Raw genomic sequence first — 20505 nt, 5'->3', positions numbered from 1 at the left:
ACCGCCTGGGAAGCGTTGTCCCGCAGCCTGACCTGCTACAGACTTTTGCCTCTTGTATACAGTTGGAGGTTCGAATCATGCGCAGATCATTCGCTGCATTGGCATTCACTGTTCTGGCATCGCAGGGCGTCATTGCCGGGGAAACCACCAACACGGCGGTCGGTGGTGGCGTCGGTGGCGCCTTGGGAAGCGTGGTTGGCCAGGCGGTGGGTGGAAGCACCGGCGCGGCGATCGGCGCGGGTGTCGGTGGCGCCGCAGGGGGCGCGATGTCGGCAAAGGACGGCAAGAAAACCGAAGCGGCCATCGGCGGTGGCCTTGGCGCTGCAGGCGGTCAAGTGATTGGCAACAAGGTGGGTGGCTCGACCGGAGGCGCCATCGGTGCCGGGCTGGGTGGCGCAGCGGGCAGCGCCATTGGCAACAACCTGGCGGATGACGACAACCACGACCACCACAAGTCCAGCCACAAGCACAAACATAAGCACAAGTAAGTCGGGTGCTTGGCCAAAGGGCCCGCTTTTCGCGGGCCTTGTTGTTTGGCTGCAGGGAAGAAAACGCTCCGCGACGGTCGCTGCCCCTGGCGCGGGTCCGGCACTTTCTGCCTGAACCGGCGCAGCGGCGGGCTCAGCCCTGGGGTGTGTTCGCAGATGGGCTGGCCTGGGCCTTCGCAATCACGATGAGCAGATTGTTCTCCCGATAGACCTCCGCGCCAGGCGGTATCCACGCCGGCACGGCGCCGCCGGATTTTCCGGAAAGGTTCAGGAGGATGCCGACGGGCCCCTGGGCAGTGTGCTGGGCCAGCCATTGCGGCATGTGCTCGGTGGTGACTTTCCGATCCGCGGCGTCGGGGTACGAGAGGCCGTACTGCAGCTCGCCCTGCACGTCGAGCAGGTCTACGTCGCTGCGGTCCAGCCGCCATGCCAGCGCCGATGCAGCGCCTAGTTCATTGCTGAGCAGGGTCTTCGACGCCTTCAGGGCGTCCAGATGGCGGGCGATGAAGGTGTCCGGCATCTTGTTGTCGACCACCGATAAGGGCATCGCCGCGGGCAGCAACGCGACCAGCACCCAGAGGCCGAACGCCGGGGCGAACCAGTAGTGCACCGGACGCTTCCACTGGATGAAGCCGCAGACCGCCCAGGCCAGGCATACCACCAGGGCCAGGGCGACTTGTAGGGGCTGGTGGGTGTAGACCGGGTGCACGACCTGGATGCCGATCAGGCCGAGCAGGGCGGCGCCACCCAGGCCCAGGTTGAGCAGCCCGTTGCGGGTAAGCGCGAGCAGGTCGTTCTGCCGCAGCTTGTCCACCAGGCTGTTGGCCATCAACAGCGCCAGCGGCACGAAGCACGGCAGGATGTAGGTCGGCAGCTTGCCCTTGCTCAGGCTGAAGAACAGGAAGGGCATGGCGAACCAGAGGGACAGGAAGGCGGTGCGTCGCTCCTTGCGCTCGCCCCAGGCCCGTTTCAATGCGGGCACGACCAGCAGGGTCCAGGGCAGGGCGCCGGCGAACAGCAGCGGCACGAAGAACCAGATGGGCGCGGCGTGCTGCGCGTTGTTGCCGGCGAAGCGGCGGATATGTTCGTTCCAGAAGAAGAACTGCCAGAAATCCGCTTCGCGCTGGTGGACCAGGATGGCCCAGGGCAGGCTCAGCGCCACGGCCACCAGGACCGCCAGCGGTCCGCCCTTGAGCAGCTCGCGCCAGCGCTGGTGCAGCACGGCGTAGGGCGCGACCACGATCACCGGTAGCAGCCAGGCAAGGAAGCCCTTGGTCATGAAACCCATGGCGCAGGCCACGCCGAGCAGGCCCCAGCCGACCCAGCGTTCCCGCGGGTTGTCGCCTTCCAGGGCGAACCAGCAGGCCACGAGGCCGAGAGTGAGCCACAGTGTCAGCTGCGGGTCGATGTTGGCATAACCGGCCTGCCCGGCGGCCAGGCCGAAGCTCATGTAGAGCAGGCTGGCGGTCCAGCTCTTCCAGGTGTCGTTCCACAGCCGGCGGCCCAGCAGCCAGATCAGCCCCACCGTCGCGGCGGAGGTCAGCGCCGAGGCGATGCGCGCCCCGAACAGGTTGTCGCCGAACAGTGCCTGGCCGATGGCGATCAGCCAATAGCCGCCGATGGGCTTCTCGAAATAGCGCAGCCCCATGAAGTGCGGGGCCACCCAGTTACCGCTGTTCAGCAGTTCCTGGGCCGCCTGGGCGTAGCGGGTTTCGTCGGGTATCCAGAGGCCGTGGGCGCCCAGCGGAGCCAGGAAAAACACCACGAAGGCGATCAGCAGCGCCGGGTAGGCCGCCGCCGGCAATGCGCCGTGGATGGATGGGGTATGCGATTTCGGAGCCCGCTGCGACGTGAGCGTGATGTCCTTCATCGGGTCGGTTCCTCGATGGTCTCGTGCGCCTTTGTTGGCGTGATGAAGGAGATTACGAGGCGAAACTTAGCTGGGGCTGAGGGCGTCGCCCAGATGGACGACGCAGGCTGAAAAGAGCTAGACAGCCGTGATCAGCCGATGGAGAGTTCGAGGATGTCGTCCCCGTACTCGTCCCGTTCCCCGGTCGGCACCCAGCCCAGGTAGCGATAGAAGCCATGGGAGCGAACCTGTGGATCGCTGGAGCAGGCCAGGAACAGGCGCTTGAGTCCTTGGCGCGCGAGCGTCTCTGTCATCAGCCCGAGCAAGGTCTTGCCGATTCCCTGTCCCTCGTAGGCGGGGAGCAGGGCGAGGACGACGATTTCCCCCGACTCCCGGTCGCCGAAGCAGTAGCCGATCATCCGGCCTTGCCAGCAGGCCACGAAACCCGGGCAGCTGCCGTCCTGAATACCTCGGCTCCAGGATTCGGCGGTGATACCCAGTGCGCGCAGTTCCTCCTCGGAAAATGCGTTCTCTCGCGTCAATCCGCGGAGGGTGATGCACAGGGCTGCGTCATCCGGTACGGCGGGGCGAAACGTCAGGCCGGTCATGGAGAGTCTCACTGTAATGATGAAACGGGGACAGGGGACGTGGTCATCCGTTCGCCCTCGCATCTGCCAGCACGCACAGCAGCTCGAACATCAGGGTTGCAGCATTGAGCGCGGTCATTCCGGAAGGGTCCAGGTCCGGCGCGACCTCCACCACATCGCCGCCGATGAGGTGGAGGCCGCGCAGTCCCTTCAGCAGGCGCATGGCTTCGCGCATGGAGATGCCGCCGGCTTCGGGGGTGCCGGTTCCGGGGGCGAAGGCGGGGTCGAGGCCATCGACATCGAATGACACATAGGTCTGGCCGTCCCCCACGATGCGGCGTACTTCCTGGAGCACGCCGTCGACGCCCAGTTCGTCGAACTCCTCGATGAAAATGACCCGCATCCCGCATTCGAGGCTGAAGTTCGGGGTGCCCGAATGCTCGGAGCCACGGATGCCGATCTGGATCGTGCGCCGTGGGTCGAGAAGGCCATCTTCGACCGCTCTTCTGAATGGCGCTCCGTGGAAGAATTTCGACCCGTAGAGGCTGTCCCAGGTATCGGTGTGGGCGTCGATGTGGACCATGCCGATGGGGCCGTCTTTCGCCAGCGCCTTGAAGATCGGATAGGTGATCGAATGGTCCCCGCCGACCGTGAGAGGCATGATTCCGCGTGCGCAAATCTCCCGGTAATAGTTCTCGATGCAGGCGTGGGCGTCCTCGATGTTGTACATGCGATCCAGGTAGACATCGCCCAGGTCGCGAATGGTGCACAGGTCGAAAGGTGCAATGCCCGACGCGTGATTCCGGGTGCGCATGAGGCAGGATTGCTGCCGGACCCCACGGGGGCCCAGGCGCGCGCCCGGCTTGAAGGAGGTGCCGCCATCGAATGGCACGCCGATGAGGCCGATATCGACGCCATCCAGCGTGTCCGCGACGGGGGCGCGCATGAAGCTCGCAATCTCGTTAAATCTCGGGCGCTTTTGCGGGTCGTATGAAGTCCCGTCCGAGAAGTTTGTCTTGAGTTTGGATTCGGACATGGTTACCCCCGCAGTTGCCGCAAGTCTGGAAAACATTTTCATGGGTTGTCGCCCGATGCCAGGCAACGGTCTCGAAGCCTGTGTACTGGGCGCAATGGGCCGTCGAAATGACCTCGGCTTTCATTTAAACGGCGGTTCAGGCGGGGATAAATAGTGAGTCGGCAAGTTGTTGGTTAATTGTATTATTAAGATAATTCAATGGTCTCTTGACAGATTTCAACTGCCATGAGAACAAGGCCGGCCATTGACGTGTGCGGTTGCATGATGAAAGAGAACATATACAACATTCGCCTGCTGCGGGTTTTCGTTGCGGTGGTCAGGAACAAGGGATTTTCTGCGGCGCAGCAGGACCTGAACATGTCGACGCCGGCCATCAGCGGCTATATGAGCCAGCTCGAGGCGCAACTGGGCATGCCGCTCTGCAGCCGGGGGAGGTCGGGGTTCAGCCTGACCAGCAAAGGACAATTGATTTACGATGAGGCGCAGAATCTTTTAAATCAGATCGACGGATTCGAGAATTACGTACTTGAGTTGAAGGGCGAATTGCGGGGGACGATTTCTGTCGGGATACTCGATTCCATGATAACCGACAAGCAGGTCAATATAGTGGACCTGCTTGGGAACTTTGCATCGAATCATCCCAAGGTGCATGTCAATCTCAAACTGCTGAGTCCTTTCGAACTTCAACGGGAAGTCCTGGAAGGAAAGATCGACCTGGCAATAGGTTCGCTCCCGACCAGGATGAGCGGATTGAAATATATCGACCTCTATATCGAGCAGCATTGGCTGTATTGCAGTGACAGGCATCCGTTGTCCCGCGAGTTGCAGAAGACCCCGGAGAAAGTCAGGCAGTATGCCCTGGTCAAGCGGGGCTATTGGTCGAGCGCGGAAGTGGCGAGGCATGGATTCAAGGAATGTTCCGCCACCATCGACAGCATGGAGGCCGAACTGATCCTGGTGTTGTGCGGAAGCTATATCGGCTATCTGCCGGACCATCTGGCGCAGCAATGGGAAGAGCAGGGGAAGCTCATCAGGCTTCTCCCGGAGCACTTCGGATACCAGGCCGAATTCTCGCTCATCATGAAGAACGGGCGGACGCGGGAGCCGCTGATCCAGGCGTTCAGGGATGAAATGGGCAGGTTGTACGACAAGGAGATCAGGTAGCGGTCTCCTGTATTCGCGTATGTCAGGTAAAGCGTGCTCGATCCCGTCGCATTGGTCATAATCCTGCTGCGTGCAGAACGCTGACGCCCTTGCTGATCGGCACCGCCCTTGTTGCGTGCGGAGGTCAGCGATTGGTAGGCTGATAGTTAATAATATTAATAAATTTCCGGGTGTGTGATGGCGATCAAGGTGATGGAGGCTCGCGAGGTTGACGAGCCGCGTGCGGTGCTGCCGGGTTGGGAAGAGCAGTACACGCAGATGTCAGCTGGTCGCTTTTGCGGACGACTCGTGCACGCGGAGACGGGAGCGGTCCAGCTCTACGAAGAAAGCATGAACCTGCGGGTCGAGCAGGAATTCCATGCCCCCGCCGATACCCTGGTGTTCAGCTTCGACATGAACGACAGCGCCCTCTACCTGCTGGATGGGCACACGCACAACGCATGGGTCACCCCCGAGAATTACCGTGAAGTCGCCGTGGTGCTGAAGGACGCCTCCGCCTGGGGCCGTTCCGCCGCGGACTTCGAAAGCCTGGTGCTGCAACCCCTGCGCTCGGCGAACTGCAGCGCCTTCGCCAGTTCCTTGAGCCAGCTGCTGGCCGGCGCCGTGGAAGGTCACGTCAACGTCGATGCGCCCGGATTCGCCCAGCAGGTGGCCGATGGCTGTTTCTCGCTGCTGGAGGCGGCCGTCGACGTGGGCCAGCGCCGTCGCTCCGACCGCAACGCCAAGCGCGTCGTCGAGCGGGTGAAAGAGGTGGTCAACGATTGTCCGCAGGACAGCTTCGGCGTTCCCGAGCTGGCGGAAATCGCCGGTGTCTCGGTGCGCCAGTTGCAGCAGTCGTTCGTCCAGTATGCCGGCATGCCGCCCACCGTGTGGCTGCGCAACCGCCGGCTGAATGCTGCCCGACGTGACCTGCTGGCCGCTGGCGGCGCGGGTGTCAATGTGGCCGAAATTGCGATGCGCTGGTCGTTCTGGCATCTGGGGCGATTCTCCCAGGCTTACCAGGCGCTGTTTGGCGAGTATCCGAAGGCAACGCTCAAGCGCGGAACCGAGCGCTGCGTCGTGAGCATGCTGCCGAGCTGAAAAAAAGCGGAGCTCCCTCGGCGAGACGCTCCGCCTGGCTTATTCAGCCAATTGCCTCTCGAATCCTGTACCAGAGCATGCCCATCGCCAGCAGGGGCGAGCGCATCAGCTTGCCGCCCGGGAAGGTCAGGTGCGGTACCGCGCTGAACACGTCCAGCCCCTGGCTCTGGCCTGCTGAAATGGCTTCGGCCAGCAGTTTGGCGGTCCAGTGGGTCACGTTGAGGCCGTGCCCGGAGTAACCCTGCGCGAAGTACACGTTCGGGTGCTGGGCCAGACGACCCACCTGCGGGAAGCGGTTTGCCGTGATGCCGATCATGCCGCCCCACTGGTAGTCGATGCGCACATCGGCCAGTTGCGGGAACACCTTCAGCATCTTCGGCCGCATGTAGGCGCCGATGTCCGCAGGGTCCCGCCCGGAGTAGTGGCAGGCGCCGCCGAACAGCAGGCGACGATCGGCGGTCAGGCGGTAGTAATCCAGCCCCACCTTCTGGTCGCACAGCGCCATGTTCTGCGGGATCAGCTTCGCCGCCACGTGCTCCGGCAACGGTTCGGTGACGATGACGTAGCTGCCCGCTGGCAATACCTTGCCGGTCAGGCGCGGCTCCAGCTCCTCCAGGTGCGCGTTGCAGCCCAGCACCAGCTTGTCCGCGCGCACCCGGCCGTTGGCGCAGTGCAGCGTGACCGAACTGCCGTGGGTGATGCGCAGCACCGGGCTCTGCTCGAAGATCTTCACCCCCAGGTTGCTGGCGGCCCGTGCTTCACCGGTCACCAGGTCCAGCGGATGCAGATGGCCCGAGCCCATGTCGATCAGGCCGCCGGCATAGCAGTCGCTGGCCACCACTTCATGGATCTGCCCGGCGCCCACCAGCCTGGTCGGATGCCCATAGCCCATTGACTGCAGCTCGCGCTGTTCCTCCGCCATGGCGGTGAACTGCGCGGGGGTGTTGGCCAGCTCGCAGAAGCCCCAGCGCAGGTCGCAGTCGATGTTGAACTGCTGGATGCGCTCCGCCACCAGCTTCACCGAGTCGAAACCCGCCTGGTTCAGGTAGCGGACGCCATCCTCGCCGACGTACTTGGCGAAGCCACTGACGTCGTGGCCGATGCCGCGGATCAGCTGTCCACCGTTGCGACCGCTGGCTCCCCAGCCGATGCGGCGGCCTTCCAGAAGCACCACGGAGTGGCCCCGAAGGGCCAGCTCCAGTGCCGTGTTGACGCCGGTCAGACCGCCGCCGATGACGCAGACCTCTGCGTGAACCTCGCCCTCCAGGGCGGGGTAGGTCTGCTTGTCGCGCGCAGTGGCCGCGTAATAGGACGCGGCGTGTTCGCCGGCATGAATCATGGGACGTTCTCGAGTCATTGGTTGAACTTGATCTTGCTCCAGCTGCGGGTCATCAGGCGCATGATCTTGGGCGGCGGCGCCTTGGCGATGTACAGCTTGTCGAGCACGGCCTGGCTCGGGTAGACCTCGGGGTTGTTCTGCATCTCCTCGGGCAGCAGCGTCTTGGCGTCGCCGTTGGCGCTGGGGTAGCCGACGTACTCGCTGATGCCAGCGATCACCTTCGGATCGAGGATGTAGTTGATGAACGCCAGGGCCTGCTCCGGATGGGTCGCATCCGACGGGATCGCCATCAGGTCGAACCACAGGTTCGCGCCTTCCTTGGGAATGGTGTAGGCGATCTCGATGCCGTTCTTGGCTTCCTTGGCCCGCGCGGCCGCCTGGAAGACGTCGCCGGAATAGCCGAAGGCCACGCAGATGTTGCCGTTGGCCAGGTCCGAGATGTACTTCGAGGAGTGGAAGTAGGTGACGTACGGGCGCACAGCCACCAGCTTGGCCTCGGCCTTGGAATAGTCCGCCGGGTTGGTGCTGTTGGCGTCCAGGCCCAGATAGTTGAGCACCGAGGGGATCATCTCGTCGGGCGAGTCCATGAAGGCCACGCCGCAGGCGCTGAGCTTCTTGATGTTCTCCGGCTCGAACAGCACCGACCAGGAGTCGATCTTGTCGACGCCCAGCACTTCCTTGACCTTGGCGACGTTGTAGCCGATGCCGTTGGTGCCCCACAGGTAGGGTACCGAGTGCTTGTTGCCCGGGTCGTTCTGTTCCAGCAGCTTGAGCAGCGTCGGGTCCAGGTGCTTCCAGTTCGGCAGCTTCTCGCGGTCCAGTTCCAGGAAGACCCCGGCCTGCACCTGGCGCGTCAGGAAGTGGTTGGAGGGCACCACCACGTCGTAGCCCGAACGGCCTGCCAGCAGCTTGCCTTCCAGGGTCTCGTTGGAATCGAAGACGTCGTAGACCGGTTTGATTCCGGTGGTCTTCTGGAAGCCGGCGAGGGTGTCCGGGGCAATGTAATCGGTCCAGTTGTAGATACTGACCGTGGGGGCGGCGATGGCGGTTTTCGCCATTGCCGCCAATGCGAAGGCCGCAAGGGGCTTCAGCAGTTTCATGTCGACTCCTATCCGTATTCTTGTGATTGGGCGGGATCGGGTGCGTCAGACGCTCAGCAGCAGGAATTCACGTTCCCAGGAGCTGATCACACGCTTGAAATTCTCGTGCTCGGCGCGCTTCACCGCGACGTAGCCCTGGACGAACTTGCGCCCCAGGTACTCTTCCAGCACCTGGCACTCTTCCATGTGCGCCAGCGCGTCCTCGATGGTGATCGGCAGGCGCAGGTTGCGGCGCTCGTAGGCGCGGCCCTCGACCGGAGCGCTGGGGTCGATCTGCTCGACCATGCCCAGGTAGCCGCAGAGCAGGCTGGCGGCCAGTGCCAGGTAAGGGTTGGCGTCGGCGCCCGGCAGGCGGTTTTCCACGCGCATGGCTTCCGGCGAGGCTGCGGGTACGCGCAGGCCGACGGTGCGGTTCTCCACGCCCCACTCGACGTTCACCGGCGCGGAGGTGTCCGGCAGGAAGCGGCGGAAGGAGTTCACGTTCGGCGCGAACATCGGCAGCACTTTCGGGATGTACTTCTGCAGACCGCCGATGTAGTGCAGGAACAGCTCGCTCATGGTGCCGTCGACGTTGGCGAAGATGTTCTTGCCCGTCTTGATGTCCAGCACGCTCTGGTGGATGTGCATGGCGCTGCCCGGCTCGTCGGTGATCGGCTTGGCCATGAAGGTCGCCGCCACGTCGTGCTTGAGCGCGGCTTCGCGCATGCTGCGCTTGAACACGGTGATCTGGTCCGCGAGGCTCAGGGCGTCGCCATGACGGAAGTTGATTTCCATCTGCGCCGGGCCGTCTTCGTGGATCAGGGTGTCCAGGTCCAGGCCCTGGGCTTCGCACCAGTCGTAGACGTCTTCGAACAGCGGGTCGAATTCGTTGGCCGCGTCGATGGAGAAGCTCTGGCGACCGCTTTCCGGACGGCCGGAACGGCCTACCGGGGCTTCCAGCGGGAAGTCCGGGTCGCTGCTGCGCTTGGTCAGGTAGAACTCCATTTCCGGCGCGACGATGGGGTTCCAGCCCTTGTCCGCGTACAGCTTCAGTACGCGCTTGAGCACGTTGCGCGGCGACAGCTCCACGGGGTTGCCGTACTTGTCGTAAGTGTCATGGAACACCATCGCGGTCGGCTCGATCGCCCAGGGCACCACGAACACCGCGTCCGGATCGGGACGGCAGACCATATCGATGTCCGCTTCGTCCAGCAGGTCGTAGTAGATATCGTCGTCGACATAGTCCCCGGTGACGGTCTGCAACAGCACACTCTCGGGGAGGCGCATGCCTCCCTCGCCGAGGAACTTGTTGGTCGGGGAAATCTTGCCGCGGGCGATACCGGTCATGTCACTGACGACGCACTCGACTTCGGTGATCTGGTGTTGCTTCAGCCAGGAACTCAGCTGATCGGCGGGGGTGCTCATGCAAGCCTCTAATGGTTGGATGGAACGCACAGGAAGGAAGTCGACCGCATATGGGGCGACGCATGGCTAGTGTTGGGGAGAGCCGGGCCTTCGTTCTATCCACTTTCCGCAGATTCCGGGTACGCAGAGCGTTTTTCTCGGCATGGCGTATTTGGGCGCCTGCTGGCCGCGGGGCCTTGGGTAGTCTGATCGGGGGATGTGGGGTGCCTCGGCCAGCCCCTATGTTGGCTGCCGCACGCGTAGCGCCTTCCTGATCGAGCAGCCTGTCTCCCTGGCTTTCTGCACACCCGAGCCTGCCGTGCCGACACCACCACGGACTTCATCTGGAGAGCGGAATGACAGACTTCGCAGGCAAGGTCGTAATAGTGACGGGCGCTTCCACCGGCCTCGGCCGGCAGACCGCGCTGCGGTTCGCCGAGGCGGGCGCGCACCTGGTGCTGGCCGATATCGAAACCGTCAGCGGCGAGGAAACCGCCCATGCCGTGTCCGCGGCGGGAGGCGGCGAGGTGGTGTTCGTTCGCACGGACGTTTCCCGCAGCGCCGACGTCGAGCACATGGTGAGCGAGGCGGTGCGCAGGTTCGGTCGGATCGACTGCGCTTTCAACAACGCCGGTATCGCCCAGCGCGGCCGGCCGGTGGCCGAGTTGCCGGAAGAGGAGTGGGACCGCGCCATCGGGGTCAACCTTAAGGGCGTGTGGCTGTGCCTGAAGTACGAATGCGCGCAAATGCTCAAGCAGGGTGGCGGCAGCATCGTCAACACCTCGTCGATCATGGGCGTGGTCAGCGGCCCTGGCCTCTCCGCGTACTCCGCGTCGAAGTCGGGCGTGCTTGGGCTGACGCGCTCCGTTGCGCTGGATTACGCCACCGCCGGCATCCGGGTCAACGCGGTTTGCCCCGGTGGCATTGCCAACACTGCGATCACCAATCGCGCGGACGTCCAGGACGCCATGGAGAGCCTCAAGATGGCCACGCCCATGGGTCGCCTCGGCGAGCCGGACGACATTGCCAGCGCGGTCATGTGGCTGTGTTCGCCGGCGTCGCGCTTCGTCACCGGCCAGGCCCTGACCATTGATGGCGGCTTCACCGCCTGGTGATCGGCGTAAAGCACTGCGTACGAGTCATCCGTTTTCTTGACCTGCGTTTGACTCGTCTTTGACATCCCGGACTTGATCATGAGGCATACAGTCAACCGACGAGTCATTGCCGTGCCGATCAATTCCCTCTCTGCCGCCATGCTCCTGCTGGCGCTTGCCACTCCGATGAAGGCCCACTCGGAAGACCTGCCGGTGCGCGGCTGGATCGAAGAGGCGAAAATCTATCCCGAGGGCGTCCCGGTCAAGGCCAAGCTGGACACCGGCGCGCTCACCTCGTCGATGGACGCCAAGGACATCGAATACTTCGACAAGGACGGCAAGAAGTGGGTGCGTTTCAAGGTCGTGGCGAAGAACAGCGACACCGGGGATGAATCCGTACAGGAGTACGCCCGTCCCGTCCTGCGCAAGGTGAAGGTTCGCGGCGCTGGCGGCGTGGACCACCGGCCGGTGGTGTCGATGCAGATCTGCCTCGGCAACCAGATGCTCGACGAAGAATTCTCGCTGCGCGACCGCAAGAACATGATCTACCCGGTGCTGATCGGTCGTAAGACCCTGGAACACGTGGGCCCGGTCGACGTACGGCGGACCTTCACCCAGCAGCCGAAGTGCCAGGTCTGACCTAGCGCCACAGCCACCGGTAGTAGAGCACGGCCAGCAACAGCCAGATCGCCACGATCACCACGGCGGCCGCCTTGCTGCGGGGGCGCTGCGAGCTGGCGCGCTCGAATTCATCCGCCTGGAGCTTGCTTGCGGCATACACCTGCGCGGGTACGAGGCGAATGATCAGCCAGATGGACGCCGGCAGGATCAGCAGGTCATCCAGCAGTCCCAGCACGGGAATGAAGTCCGGTATCAGATCGATGGGGCTCAGCGCGTAGGAAACCACCAGCAGGCACAGCAGCTTGACCGGCAGGGGCGTTTCCGGGTGCTTCCAGCAGAACCACAGGATCATGGTTTGCCGTTTGATCGAGCGGGCCCACTGCTTGAGTCTTGCGAACATCGTGCGTTACCGGTGAAAGGGAGTGCCTAACCTACACCGCGCGCTGTGAAATTCCGGTTGGCTAGTGAAGAACCGCGCGGAACAGGGACACCAGTGCGGCGCCAATGATCGGCGAAAGCCACAGGCCCAGGGTCTGCCGGAAAAAATCCTGCAGATAGGTGGTCAGCTGAAGGTCGTACGGCGGCATGTCGGAGGAGTACTGGGCGTAGCCGATCATCGCCAGGATGAAGCCGCCGCCCACGAAGAAGCCCGCCATTCTCGGCAGCACGCCTTTCACGCGGGTATAGGCGAACAGGGCGCCGCAGAGAATGCCGCAGAGAGTAGCCAGGGCTTCGAAACCGTCTTCGGGCTCGGCGAACCATTGATCGCCGTACAGGCCGATCAGCCGCCCCGCATACCAGCCGGCCAGGCTGCCGAGCAGCAGCGCGGTGCAAAGAAGCGAGGGAGTGCGCACGTCCGGACGGAACTGCATTTGGCCAACTACCTGGGAATTCGTATTCAACGAAGGGGCGGGATTATACGTCCATCTCGCTCCTCGCGGCGCATCGCGGTCGGAGTCCGCTCCTGCAAGAGCCCCTCACCCTTGCCCTCTCCCAGGGGGAGAGGGGACCGTTCGGTGCGGGATCGAAGGGCGCATCTCCATGACAGGCATGGCTTCGACTTCCCCGTAGGAGCGGACTTTGTCCGCGATGCTTTTGGGCTTTTGGGTTGGGTGTTTCTGCGCCGCTCCGGCGTGTGCTGAGAGATTTTGTTTCGCCCCCTCGGGCGAGTTACTTTGCCAAACGACGCAAAGTAACCAAAGGTCTTGCCCCTGCATCCGGGTCCGGCTTCGCCGGACTCCCCTCGCTCCATCGGAGTTTCAGGGGCACGCGTCGACGGGCCATCCATGGCCCAACGACGCTCTCGCGGCATCCATGCCGCTCAACCCCTGAAACTCCGATTCCACTCGGCCTCCTGAAGGGGCGCTCGGAGTGCGCGGAGATTTCTCTGGAAATCTTTAGAGCCAGAGCGATGAGCAGGCTTTCGTAGGAGCGGACTCCGTCCGCGATGATCCGGCAGGGGCTGTACGTCGCATCGCGGATAAGTCCGCTCCTGCAGACGCAGCCCCTTCGGGGCGCCTGCAACGCTGTAGGGGCAGGGTGTTATCATGTGCCCCCTCGCCGACAGCATGGGCCGTCTGTGCCGATTCAGTGCTGAACGAGTTTTGAATGGATACGAACCAAGCGTGGTGAGTTGAGTGAAGCGCAGCGACGTGAAAGCCCGGATTGCCGCCGGCATTTCTTTTGACACCCATGTGATCGCCAACCCGGCCAACACCCGGGAGTGGATCGTGTTCTTCAAGAAGGACGCGGGGCGAAGCTTTTTCCTGGTGGATGAGGACGAGCAGGTCGAGTCCTTTGCGCACCTGGATGGTCTGGTCGGCGAGTTGCGCGAGCTGGGCATCAAGAACGTGGAAATCCATCTCTGACCCGCAGGGCCATTCGGAGGCATCGCCATGTCTGATCAGTACCGGTCTCCGCGAACGACGGACAACGCAGTGGGTGGGGGCGGCCAGTGAGTTGTTCGACCCAGCGCAAGATCGACCATCTGCGCCGGCAGATCCCCGATTTCGCCTGCGTGCCCGGCTGCCACGATTGCTGCGGGCCGGTGACCGCGTCGTCCGAGGAAATGTCGCGCCTCCCGGTAAAGAGCGACGCCGAGCATGACGCCGCCCTGGCGCATTGGAACTGCGTGCACCTGGGGCCCGACGGCTGCGAAGTGTACGACGAGCGTCCGCTGATCTGCCGCCTGTTCGGCACCACTCCGAGCCTGCCATGCCCGCGCGGCCGCGGGCCGGAAGTCCCGATCGACGAGCAGGTCGAGCGCCAGGTGCATGAGCTGATCGCCACCACCCGGCAGGTGCTCGTCTAGCGGGGCATGTAGCCCAGCTGCCAGGAACGCGGAACAAAGTAGACGATCACGGCCAGCGCGCAGGCCAATGCGCTGCTCACGGCCATTGCGCCCAACCCCAGGTGATGCTCCAGGAAGGCCCCGGCCGCGCCGCCCAGCAGCATGCCGCTCCAGGGCACGAGCTGGACCCGCCAGCCATTGTTGCGTTCACCCAGCAACCAGCGCCCGAGGCCACGGCCGAAGCGGGACAGCGCACCGGTCACGTAGGTCAGGCCGATGGGCATGCCATTCACCTGTTCCACCACCGCGTTCAGCATCCCCATCGACAGGATTGCCGCAACGAAGGCCGGCAGGTTCCGCGCTTCGGGCCAGAGGGCGGCGAAGCCAAGCAGCGCCGCGACAATGATGAGCAAAGGTGTGGCGCGCCGCTTGAATCCTCGGGCCAGGACGACACCCAGGGCATTGCCGGCAATGAAGCACAGCACCGCGAGCGACAGCCGCCCGAGCGTGGTCAGGTCGTGGTCGTTCACGGCGACGGCGAGCCGGGTGGTGTTGCCACTCATGAAGGACACGAAGTCGCCGGTGGCCAGGAACCCGATTGCATCGGTCATGCCCGCCAGCACGGACAGCCCGGCGACGAGCCCCAGCCCGACGCGCCCGCGCAACAGGTGGATCCGCGATCTCTTGGCGCTGCGAGGCTTGGGAGCATGAGGGAGCATCTAGGGAGGCGCCTGGCTGGATAAGGGGAGGGCGTCAGCTTTGCGCCGTGGGCACTTCGTCTTCGCTGATGCAATGCTCGATTTCGGTCACCTTGCGCAACGCGAGATCGGCATTGGGATAGGCGCCAAACATGCGGCCCTGGTAGAAGACCACCCAGACGAAACCTGACGGCTCCAGGTCCGGAAGCTCTCGCAGCAGGGTCTGGAATCTGGCGGGCAGATCGTCGATGTGCATCTGTGCCATACCGCGCAGGATCATGACGGGTCACCTCTCTTTCGGTCCGCGCTATTTTCGAACTCCGATGACTCTGGGGCAATACGACGGAAGTTTGTCCCGGGTCGAGCGCGGCCAGCCGTCAGCGGGGCGACGGTGACGGATAGAGGCCGGCCAGCCGTGCGATCAGGACGCCCACGTAGAAGACGCCGGTGAACTCTTCGATCATCACCAGCGAACGGGCGTGATTGGTCAGGGGCACGATATCGCCGTAGCCGGTAGTGGTGAGGGTGGTGAAGCTGAAGTAGATCAGCTTGAAGAAGGTGCCGGTCTGCGTGAAGTCCAGGCGGGTGGGGCCGAAAGCGCCGGGAATGGTCATCTCGAGCTGGGCGTAGAGGAAGGACCAGGCGAAGGCCAGCATGATGTAGCCGGCCAGCGCACCGTGAAGTTTGTCGGCGGTAATCTGCCCGCGCTTGAGCACGTAGCGAAGCACGCCGGAGATCGAGACCAGCAGTGAGAGCGCATAGGTCATGCCGGCAAGGTCGAGCAATATCAGGTTCGAGGTCCACAGCGCCGTCCACTGCAGGCCGATCCCCAGCAGCGCCAGGCCCACCTTGAAGATGAGCGAGCGCCGGGACTGCGGGGCTGCGAAAGCTCCTACCAGCAGCACACTCGAAAACAGGATGCCGAGCAGCATGCGGGGGAACAGCCCTTCCTCCAGGAAGGGGAACACCAGGATCATGCCGATCAGAAGCAGCAACAGATAGGTGCAGGGGCCGAGGCCGATGATCATCTGGGACAGGTCGGCGTCGGATTCTGTCGTGTCTTTCGCTTGCGGCATACCGGTTTCCTGAGGGGGTGAACGATAACCCGCAACAGGGCGTTGCAGGGCGGGCGGATATTGACGGGAGAGCGTTGGGCAAGTCTAGACGGCGCTATGCAGGACGAAGCGCGATTCGGGGTGGACGGACCTCATTGCGCTTTCGGTCGAGCCGTGCGCGTCGATCTCTCAACTTCCATGCAGCCGGCGTTCAGGCTTCAGCCACGCCGAATGAGCCATTGCCGGACGCTGTGCGTCCTGGATGGCGAGGGCTCGGGCGGAATGGCCCCAAGGTGCAGTCGCTGCGCTGTCGGCTGCCGTCCTCAGCCAACGCCCCGGTCCTGTTTTCCCTGTCAATGAGATGTGCGTCACATTTTATTGTTTCCGGGCAGAGTGGTATGGCAGTTCTCTATCGCCTAATGTGTGAACCATTCGCGTCCCTTGTGAGAACAATCAGACAAGGGGGATATCGGAGCTGCCCGAAAAACCAGATCGCCGCGGTGTACAGGGTTCAGGAACATGCCACTCAAAGGGACTTTATCGATGCAAGCCTGCCCGAAAGACAAAGCCATGCTCACCCAGGGCGTGCGCGTCGCTGGCGCGGTGGGTTTGCCCTGTGCGCTTCCCGCGTGCCGGCAGCCAGAGCTATCCGTCGCCCGCCGCCGAAGCCGGCGCCGATGGTTCCACCACGGTCTACTTCGCGCCGGAGCAGCCCAAGGGCGTGGCGCGTGGCAACTGGATCCAGACCATGCCGGGCAAGGGCTGGTTTGTCATCTTGCGTCTGTACAGTCCGCTCGAGCCGTTCTTCACCAAGCAGTGGCGTCCGAGCGAAATCGAGTTGCTCAAATAGCCTTTTCCCGAACCAGCCCCGTTTGTTCTGTATATCAACCAATAGGAAGTGGACGATGAAGTCGAAATTTTTGCTGGCCTCCCTGTGCGCCGGCTCGCTCGTGTTGTCTGGTTGCGCAAGCAAGTATGTCGAGCCGGAGCAGTATTCCGGTTTCCTCAAGGACTACAGCGTTCTGAAGGAGGAGAAGTCTCCCTCTGGCGCGGCCGTGATGCGCTGGGTTCAACCCGGCCTGAATGGCAATAGTTTCACCAGCGTCTACCTCGAACCCAGCCAGCTCTACCCGCAGCCCCAGGCCACGGAGCAGGTTCCCCAGAGTACGCTCCAGGGGGTTACCCAGTACTACGACCAGGCCCTCAAGCGCGAGCTTTCCAATGTACTGCCGCTGGCAACGACCCCCGGCCCGGGCACCCTGGTCGTGCGCCCGGCGATCACCGCTGTCACCGCCTCGACCGAAGGCCTGAAACCCTACGAAGTGATCCCGATCGCCCTGATCGTCGCGGGCATCACCACGGCTACTGGGCATCGTGACATGGACACCACCATCGCCACCGAAGCGGCCTTCATCGATGGCGGCAGCGGCAAGGTGGTGGCCGAGGTCGTGCGCAAGGGCGCCGGCACCGAGCTGGAAAACTCCTCCCAGGTGATGACGGCGAAGGATGCCAAGGCTGTCCTGGATGGCTGGGCATCGGACCTGGGCAAGTCGATCCGGGCGCTGCAGAGCCAGCAGTAAGTCCGCAGGGCACCTGGCCGTTCCGGCCAGGTGCTCGCTTTCACGTCTCTCTCCGCCACTGGCCCGGCTCGATCAGGATCGCTCCTGATGGACCGGGCTGCACCCCTCGGCTCAGGCAACGCCTTGTGACGCGTTTCTCCACTGCTGTGGAGACGATCCCGTCCAGGTCCTGAACGCGCGGGAGAAGGCATTCGGGTCCTGGTATTGCAGCGACTGGGCAATCAGCGAAACCGGCAGGTTGGTATTGCCGAGGAGTTGGAAGGCCAGGCTCTGCCGGGAGGCGGTGACCAGTTGTTGGAGATGGGTACCTTCGGCCTCCAGGCGGCGATGCAGTGTCCGGATGTGCAAGCCGACCCGGCTGGCGATCTGATCGGCTCGGGCCTCGCCCGCCAGTAGCAGGGGGTGAAGCTGATGGCTGATCTGCTCGGCCAGCGTCAGGCCGGCGGCGGTGGCCAAAAAGGCTCCGTGCAGCGAGCGGTGCAACTGCGGATTCGCGGTTGTGAGCTTCTGGCTTAGTTGCGGGTTGGCGATGATGAATCCCGACACGTTTGCATTGAATTGCACCGGGCAGCGGAAGGCGCGCAGATAGGCCGCGGCGTCGGATGGCGTGCGATAGGCCAGTTGTATCCGCACGGGTGTCCAGGTGGGGCTGTGCAGCTCGCGCATGATCTGCAGGCCGATCATCACGGCTGTATCGATGAGTGGCTTGGGGTCTGCGAGGTCGTGGCGGTGAATCACATAGCCGAACAGGCTGAACTGCTCAGTCAGGGGCAGGAGCATCAGCGCCGAGCCCCGGTCATGCAGTTGCGCGTGGGTGACCAGGTCGCGCAGGGCATCGCCCACCGTCTCGGCGGAGCGCATGAGCGCACCGACCTGCCCCAGGTCGTCGAGGCAGACACGCCGGCCTACCAGCATGCCCAGGTGCGGGCATTGCGTATGGCGCATGGCGGTGGAAAGGAGGTGGGACGTCTGGGCGTAGTCCAGGCACTGTTCCCGGTCGGCGACGAAGTCGGCCAGGTCGATGTCCGCGGCCCTGAATACGCGTTGCGGGTCGCCGCCGAGTGCGCTGATGACCTGCGGCAGAACCTTCACAGGGCCGGTGCGTACTTGGTTGGGATTGCAGGCGATCAAGGGGGAGCCCGGGATGTCTTGGCCCGGCTGCTCGGGGGCAGCAGCGGTCAGGAACGCGTCGCCAGGGGTGACGCCGATTGCATGCGGGGCAGCAGGAGGTTGGCAGTTGCGGACCACACGGGTTGCCTCTGTCGGTTCTTATTCGAATTGGCCGGGATGTTACACCACGGGGCCTGGCGGGGTGTCCGAAATTGCAAGATGCCTTTCCGCCGGCTGCAGTAGAGTCCGGCCAAAGTGTTTTCAACAGCGGTTATTCCGTAGCCAAGAAGCTCGGGACTGTTTTCCAGATGTCCGCCGTTTGCGCAGGTGGGGACCAGATGCTGTTCCCGGCAAGCAAATGCCGCAGGAGCAACTATCCTGCCTGCGATGGCCCTTTGCTCCATGGATGGCATCGCTATCCATCGGGCGGCGGGCCACGGCGCATACAGGTCTATCTCATAGCCAAGGAGAATGCATATGAGAGTAATGCCAACAGCCGTACTGGCTTCCGCAATCAGCCTTAGCCACGTCGGCTACTCGTCGGCAGCTGATCAGGATGAACTACTGCAGATTGCCAAGGACGCGTACGTCTACGGCTATTCGCTGATCACCACCGAGGTCACGCGCGTGCAGATGTCCAACGTGGACAAGGTGAGCAACACCCACGCGCCCATGGGGCAGTTCGCCAATGTGAGGCGCTATCCGCCGGCGGATTATCGCGGTGTGTCCGCGCCGAACGCCGATACCCTCTATTCACTCGCCTGGGTGGACCTGAGCGAGCCGCAGGTATTCAGCCACCCGGACATGGGCAAGCGCTATTACCTGCTGCCCATGTACAACCTGTGGATGGACATCTTCGATTCCCCCGGCGCGCGCACTACCGGTGGCGCCGCGGCGAAATACCTGCTGACCGGGCCGGGCTGGGAGGGCAAGGTACCCGAGGGCATGACCCAGGTGAAATCGGCCACTCGCAAGATGCTGATCCTGGGGCGCACCTACGCCGACGGCACCGACAAGGACTACAAGGCGGTCAATGCGCTGCAGGCGCAGCTCAAGATCACCCCGCTTTCGGCCTGGGGCAAGCCCTATACGCCCAAGGCGCCCGCCGTGGACCCGAACCCGGGCTTCAGCATGACGGACAAGCCGCAGGAAGTGATCCTGGCCATGGGTACCGAGGGCTACTTCAACAAGCTCGCCGACCTGATGTGCAAGGACGCGCCGCCGGCCGCCGGGGATGCACCCATGCTGGCGCGCATGGCCAAGCTCGGCATCGAGCCTTGCAAGCCGTTCAAGCTCTCCAGCCTGGATCCGGCCCTGCAGGCCAAGCTGGCTGATCTGCCGCAGGTGGCGCTGAAGGAAATCGGGGCCAGCCAATCCACGCTGGGTCGTGAGGTCAAAGGCTGGACCTTCACCTCGGGCCTGGGCGTGTACGGTACCGACTACATGAAGCGCGCCGTGGTTGCAGCCTTCGGCTGGCCGGCGAACCTGGAGAAGGACGCGGTTTATCCTTACACCCTGATCGACAGCAGCGGCCAGAAACTCGAGGGCAAGAACAAGTACACCCTGACCTTCGCCAAGGACCAGACGCCTCCGGCGAACGGCTTCTGGTCGATCACCATGTACCAGATCGACAAGGGCTGGTGGTTCGTGCCGAACCCGCTGAACAAGTTCACCGTCAGCGCCCGCAACGACCTGCACTACAACGCCGACGGCTCGCTGACCCTGTACTTCCAGCACGAGTCTCCCGGCAAGGACAAGGAAGCCAACTGGCTGCCTGCGCCCAAGGGTGAGTTCATCCCGATGATGCGGATGTACTGGCCGAAGGAAAGCGGCCTCTCCATCCTGGATGGCACCTGGACTCCGCCGCAGGTCCAGAAGGTCGAGTAACCCACCGAAGCGGGCCCCGCTGCGCCATGCAGTGGGGCCTGCGCAACTTCATGTAATCAATTCCCGGATCGCAAGGATGCAGGTCTTTGCGATCCTGTCTTTTCTCCCATCCGCTGCTCGCCAATCCAAAGTTTGCCGCGCCAT

Annotated in this window: 22 protein-coding genes; 10 read left to right on the top strand and 12 right to left on the bottom strand. The window is 63.4% G+C overall.

All coding sequences use genetic code 11. The features are described 5' to 3' along the window. Positions 1 to 77 precede the first annotated feature (77 nt). Positions 78 to 488, top strand: coding sequence for a YMGG-like glycine zipper-containing protein (locus J5M67_RS21480; RefSeq protein WP_207887370.1), 411 nt, complete (start codon positions 78 to 80; stop codon positions 486 to 488). Between the two features lie 133 nt (positions 489 to 621). On the opposite strand, the gene arnT is transcribed toward J5M67_RS21480, so the two are convergent. From arnT to speB, 3 genes are all read right to left on the bottom strand, one after another. After that, a complete protein-coding gene (gene arnT, locus J5M67_RS21475) occupies positions 622 to 2358 on the bottom strand; it encodes a lipid IV(A) 4-amino-4-deoxy-L-arabinosyltransferase (RefSeq protein ID WP_207887344.1) in 1737 nt (578 codons plus the stop codon). A gap of 131 nt (positions 2359 to 2489) precedes the next feature. Next, a complete protein-coding gene (locus tag J5M67_RS21470; RefSeq protein ID WP_207887343.1) occupies positions 2490 to 2945 on the bottom strand; it encodes a GNAT family N-acetyltransferase in 456 nt (151 codons plus the stop codon). A gap of 43 nt (positions 2946 to 2988) precedes the next feature. Beyond that, on the bottom strand, positions 2989 to 3960 hold the full coding sequence (speB, locus tag J5M67_RS21465) for an agmatinase (protein WP_207887342.1): 972 nt from the start codon (positions 3958 to 3960) through the stop codon (positions 2989 to 2991). A gap of 264 nt (positions 3961 to 4224) precedes the next feature. Between speB and J5M67_RS21460 the strand changes: the two genes are divergently transcribed. Beyond that, complete coding sequence (locus J5M67_RS21460; RefSeq protein WP_207887369.1) at positions 4225 to 5124, top strand: LysR family transcriptional regulator; 900 nt, start codon at positions 4225 to 4227, stop codon at positions 5122 to 5124. 330 nt (positions 5125 to 5454) lie between these two features. Continuing rightward, complete coding sequence (locus tag J5M67_RS21455; protein ID WP_243434798.1) at positions 5455 to 6204, top strand: helix-turn-helix domain-containing protein; 750 nt, start codon at positions 5455 to 5457, stop codon at positions 6202 to 6204. Positions 6205 to 6247: 43 nt separating this feature from the next. Here the strand turns inward: J5M67_RS21455 and J5M67_RS21450 are convergent, their stop codons facing one another. Genes J5M67_RS21450 through J5M67_RS21440 form a run of 3 tightly spaced genes read right to left on the bottom strand, consistent with a single transcriptional unit; the run spans position 6248 to position 10047 of the window. Beyond that, on the bottom strand, positions 6248 to 7543 hold the full coding sequence (locus tag J5M67_RS21450; RefSeq protein WP_207887340.1) for an FAD-binding oxidoreductase: 1296 nt from the start codon (positions 7541 to 7543) through the stop codon (positions 6248 to 6250). Positions 7544 to 7557: 14 nt separating this feature from the next. Next, entirely contained in the window at positions 7558 to 8643 is a 1086-nt protein-coding gene (locus tag J5M67_RS21445; protein WP_207887339.1) for a polyamine ABC transporter substrate-binding protein, read from the bottom strand. A gap of 45 nt (positions 8644 to 8688) precedes the next feature. Further along, entirely contained in the window at positions 8689 to 10047 is a 1359-nt protein-coding gene (locus J5M67_RS21440) for a glutamine synthetase family protein (protein ID WP_207887338.1), read from the bottom strand. 335 nt (positions 10048 to 10382) lie between these two features. Between J5M67_RS21440 and J5M67_RS21435 the strand changes: the two genes are divergently transcribed. Both J5M67_RS21435 and J5M67_RS21430 read left to right on the top strand, forming a co-directional pair. Further along, positions 10383 to 11141 carry a glucose 1-dehydrogenase gene (locus tag J5M67_RS21435; protein WP_207887337.1) on the top strand — a complete coding sequence of 253 codons (759 nt, stop codon included), beginning with the start codon at positions 10383 to 10385 and terminating at the stop codon, positions 11139 to 11141. A gap of 78 nt (positions 11142 to 11219) precedes the next feature. Then, entirely contained in the window at positions 11220 to 11759 is a 540-nt protein-coding gene (locus tag J5M67_RS21430) for an ATP-dependent zinc protease (RefSeq protein ID WP_207887336.1), read from the top strand. Between the two features lies 1 nt (position 11760). Here the strand turns inward: J5M67_RS21430 and J5M67_RS21425 are convergent, their stop codons facing one another. Then, entirely contained in the window at positions 11761 to 12141 is a 381-nt protein-coding gene (locus J5M67_RS21425) for a YkvA family protein (RefSeq protein WP_207887335.1), read from the bottom strand. Between the two features lie 61 nt (positions 12142 to 12202). Then, positions 12203 to 12613: a hypothetical protein gene (locus J5M67_RS21420; RefSeq protein ID WP_207887334.1), complete on the bottom strand. Its 411-nt coding sequence runs from the start codon at positions 12611 to 12613 to the stop codon at positions 12203 to 12205. Between the two features lie 765 nt (positions 12614 to 13378). Here J5M67_RS21420 and J5M67_RS21415 point away from each other — a divergent pair. Continuing rightward, positions 13379 to 13609, top strand: coding sequence for a hypothetical protein (locus tag J5M67_RS21415; protein ID WP_207887333.1), 231 nt, complete (start codon positions 13379 to 13381; stop codon positions 13607 to 13609). An 86-nt stretch (positions 13610 to 13695) separates the two neighbouring features. Continuing rightward, on the top strand, positions 13696 to 14052 hold the full coding sequence (locus J5M67_RS21410) for a YkgJ family cysteine cluster protein (RefSeq protein ID WP_207887332.1): 357 nt from the start codon (positions 13696 to 13698) through the stop codon (positions 14050 to 14052). Here the strand turns inward: J5M67_RS21410 and J5M67_RS21405 are convergent. From J5M67_RS21405 to J5M67_RS21395, 3 genes are all read right to left on the bottom strand, one after another. After that, on the bottom strand, positions 14049 to 14750 hold the full coding sequence (locus tag J5M67_RS21405) for a YoaK family protein (protein WP_207887331.1): 702 nt from the start codon (positions 14748 to 14750) through the stop codon (positions 14049 to 14051). The two genes, J5M67_RS21410 and J5M67_RS21405, sit on opposite strands and share 4 nt — an antisense overlap. Before the next feature lie 34 nt (positions 14751 to 14784). After that, positions 14785 to 15009 (bottom strand): hypothetical protein, encoded by a 225-nt coding sequence (locus J5M67_RS21400; RefSeq protein WP_207887330.1) that lies wholly within the window; start codon positions 15007 to 15009, stop codon positions 14785 to 14787. A 97-nt stretch (positions 15010 to 15106) separates the two neighbouring features. After that, entirely contained in the window at positions 15107 to 15805 is a 699-nt protein-coding gene (locus tag J5M67_RS21395; RefSeq protein WP_207887329.1) for a potassium channel family protein, read from the bottom strand. A 595-nt stretch (positions 15806 to 16400) separates the two neighbouring features. Here J5M67_RS21395 and J5M67_RS29960 point away from each other — a divergent pair. Both J5M67_RS29960 and J5M67_RS21385 read left to right on the top strand, forming a co-directional pair. Further along, entirely contained in the window at positions 16401 to 16634 is a 234-nt protein-coding gene (locus J5M67_RS29960) for a DUF1214 domain-containing protein (protein WP_368735947.1), read from the top strand. A gap of 55 nt (positions 16635 to 16689) precedes the next feature. Then, entirely contained in the window at positions 16690 to 17364 is a 675-nt protein-coding gene (locus J5M67_RS21385) for a DUF3313 domain-containing protein (RefSeq protein ID WP_207887328.1), read from the top strand. A 111-nt stretch (positions 17365 to 17475) separates the two neighbouring features. On the opposite strand, the gene J5M67_RS21380 is transcribed toward J5M67_RS21385, so the two are convergent. Further along, positions 17476 to 18612, bottom strand: coding sequence for an AraC family transcriptional regulator (locus J5M67_RS21380; protein WP_207887327.1), 1137 nt, complete (start codon positions 18610 to 18612; stop codon positions 17476 to 17478). Positions 18613 to 18951: 339 nt separating this feature from the next. Here J5M67_RS21380 and J5M67_RS21375 point away from each other — a divergent pair, with 339 nt between their 5' ends. Then, positions 18952 to 20361: a DUF1254 domain-containing protein gene (locus tag J5M67_RS21375; RefSeq protein WP_207887326.1), complete on the top strand. Its 1410-nt coding sequence runs from the start codon at positions 18952 to 18954 to the stop codon at positions 20359 to 20361. The last annotated feature ends 144 nt before the right edge of the window (positions 20362 to 20505 follow it).

The sequence above is a fragment of the Pseudomonas sp. 30_B genome (genome assembly GCF_017491605.1).
Taxonomy (GTDB): Bacteria; Pseudomonadota; Gammaproteobacteria; order Pseudomonadales; family Pseudomonadaceae; genus Pseudomonas.
This window is presented reverse-complemented; position numbering and strand designations above follow the sequence as displayed.

Excerpts from the sequence above, each read along its gene's own strand:
- J5M67_RS21470 (WP_207887343.1), bottom strand. The coding sequence starts at position 2,945 with ATGACCGGCCTGACGTTTCGCCCCGCCGTACCGGATGACGCAGCCCTG.
- J5M67_RS21480 (WP_207887370.1), top strand. The coding sequence starts at position 78 with ATGCGCAGATCATTCGCTGCATTGGCATTCACTGTTCTGGCATCGCAG.
- J5M67_RS21425 (WP_207887335.1), bottom strand. The coding sequence starts at position 12,141 with ATGTTCGCAAGACTCAAGCAGTGGGCCCGCTCGATCAAACGGCAAACC.
- J5M67_RS21455 (WP_243434798.1), top strand. The coding sequence starts at position 5,455 with ATGAACCTGCGGGTCGAGCAGGAATTCCATGCCCCCGCCGATACCCTG.
- J5M67_RS21435 (WP_207887337.1), top strand. The coding sequence starts at position 10,383 with ATGACAGACTTCGCAGGCAAGGTCGTAATAGTGACGGGCGCTTCCACC.
- J5M67_RS21430 (WP_207887336.1), top strand. The coding sequence starts at position 11,220 with ATGAGGCATACAGTCAACCGACGAGTCATTGCCGTGCCGATCAATTCC.
- speB (WP_207887342.1), bottom strand. The coding sequence starts at position 3,960 with ATGTCCGAATCCAAACTCAAGACAAACTTCTCGGACGGGACTTCATAC.
- J5M67_RS21395 (WP_207887329.1), bottom strand. The coding sequence starts at position 15,805 with ATGCCGCAAGCGAAAGACACGACAGAATCCGACGCCGACCTGTCCCAG.
- J5M67_RS21405 (WP_207887331.1), bottom strand. The coding sequence starts at position 14,750 with ATGCTCCCTCATGCTCCCAAGCCTCGCAGCGCCAAGAGATCGCGGATC.
- J5M67_RS21375 (WP_207887326.1), top strand. The coding sequence starts at position 18,952 with ATGAGAGTAATGCCAACAGCCGTACTGGCTTCCGCAATCAGCCTTAGC.
- J5M67_RS21420 (WP_207887334.1), bottom strand. The coding sequence starts at position 12,613 with ATGCAGTTCCGTCCGGACGTGCGCACTCCCTCGCTTCTTTGCACCGCG.
- arnT (WP_207887344.1), bottom strand. The coding sequence starts at position 2,358 with ATGAAGGACATCACGCTCACGTCGCAGCGGGCTCCGAAATCGCATACC.
- J5M67_RS21385 (WP_207887328.1), top strand. The coding sequence starts at position 16,690 with ATGAAGTCGAAATTTTTGCTGGCCTCCCTGTGCGCCGGCTCGCTCGTG.
- J5M67_RS21440 (WP_207887338.1), bottom strand. The coding sequence starts at position 10,047 with ATGAGCACCCCCGCCGATCAGCTGAGTTCCTGGCTGAAGCAACACCAG.
- J5M67_RS21450 (WP_207887340.1), bottom strand. The coding sequence starts at position 7,543 with ATGATTCATGCCGGCGAACACGCCGCGTCCTATTACGCGGCCACTGCG.
- J5M67_RS21445 (WP_207887339.1), bottom strand. The coding sequence starts at position 8,643 with ATGAAACTGCTGAAGCCCCTTGCGGCCTTCGCATTGGCGGCAATGGCG.
- J5M67_RS21400 (WP_207887330.1), bottom strand. The coding sequence starts at position 15,009 with ATGATCCTGCGCGGTATGGCACAGATGCACATCGACGATCTGCCCGCC.
- J5M67_RS21460 (WP_207887369.1), top strand. The coding sequence starts at position 4,225 with ATGAAAGAGAACATATACAACATTCGCCTGCTGCGGGTTTTCGTTGCG.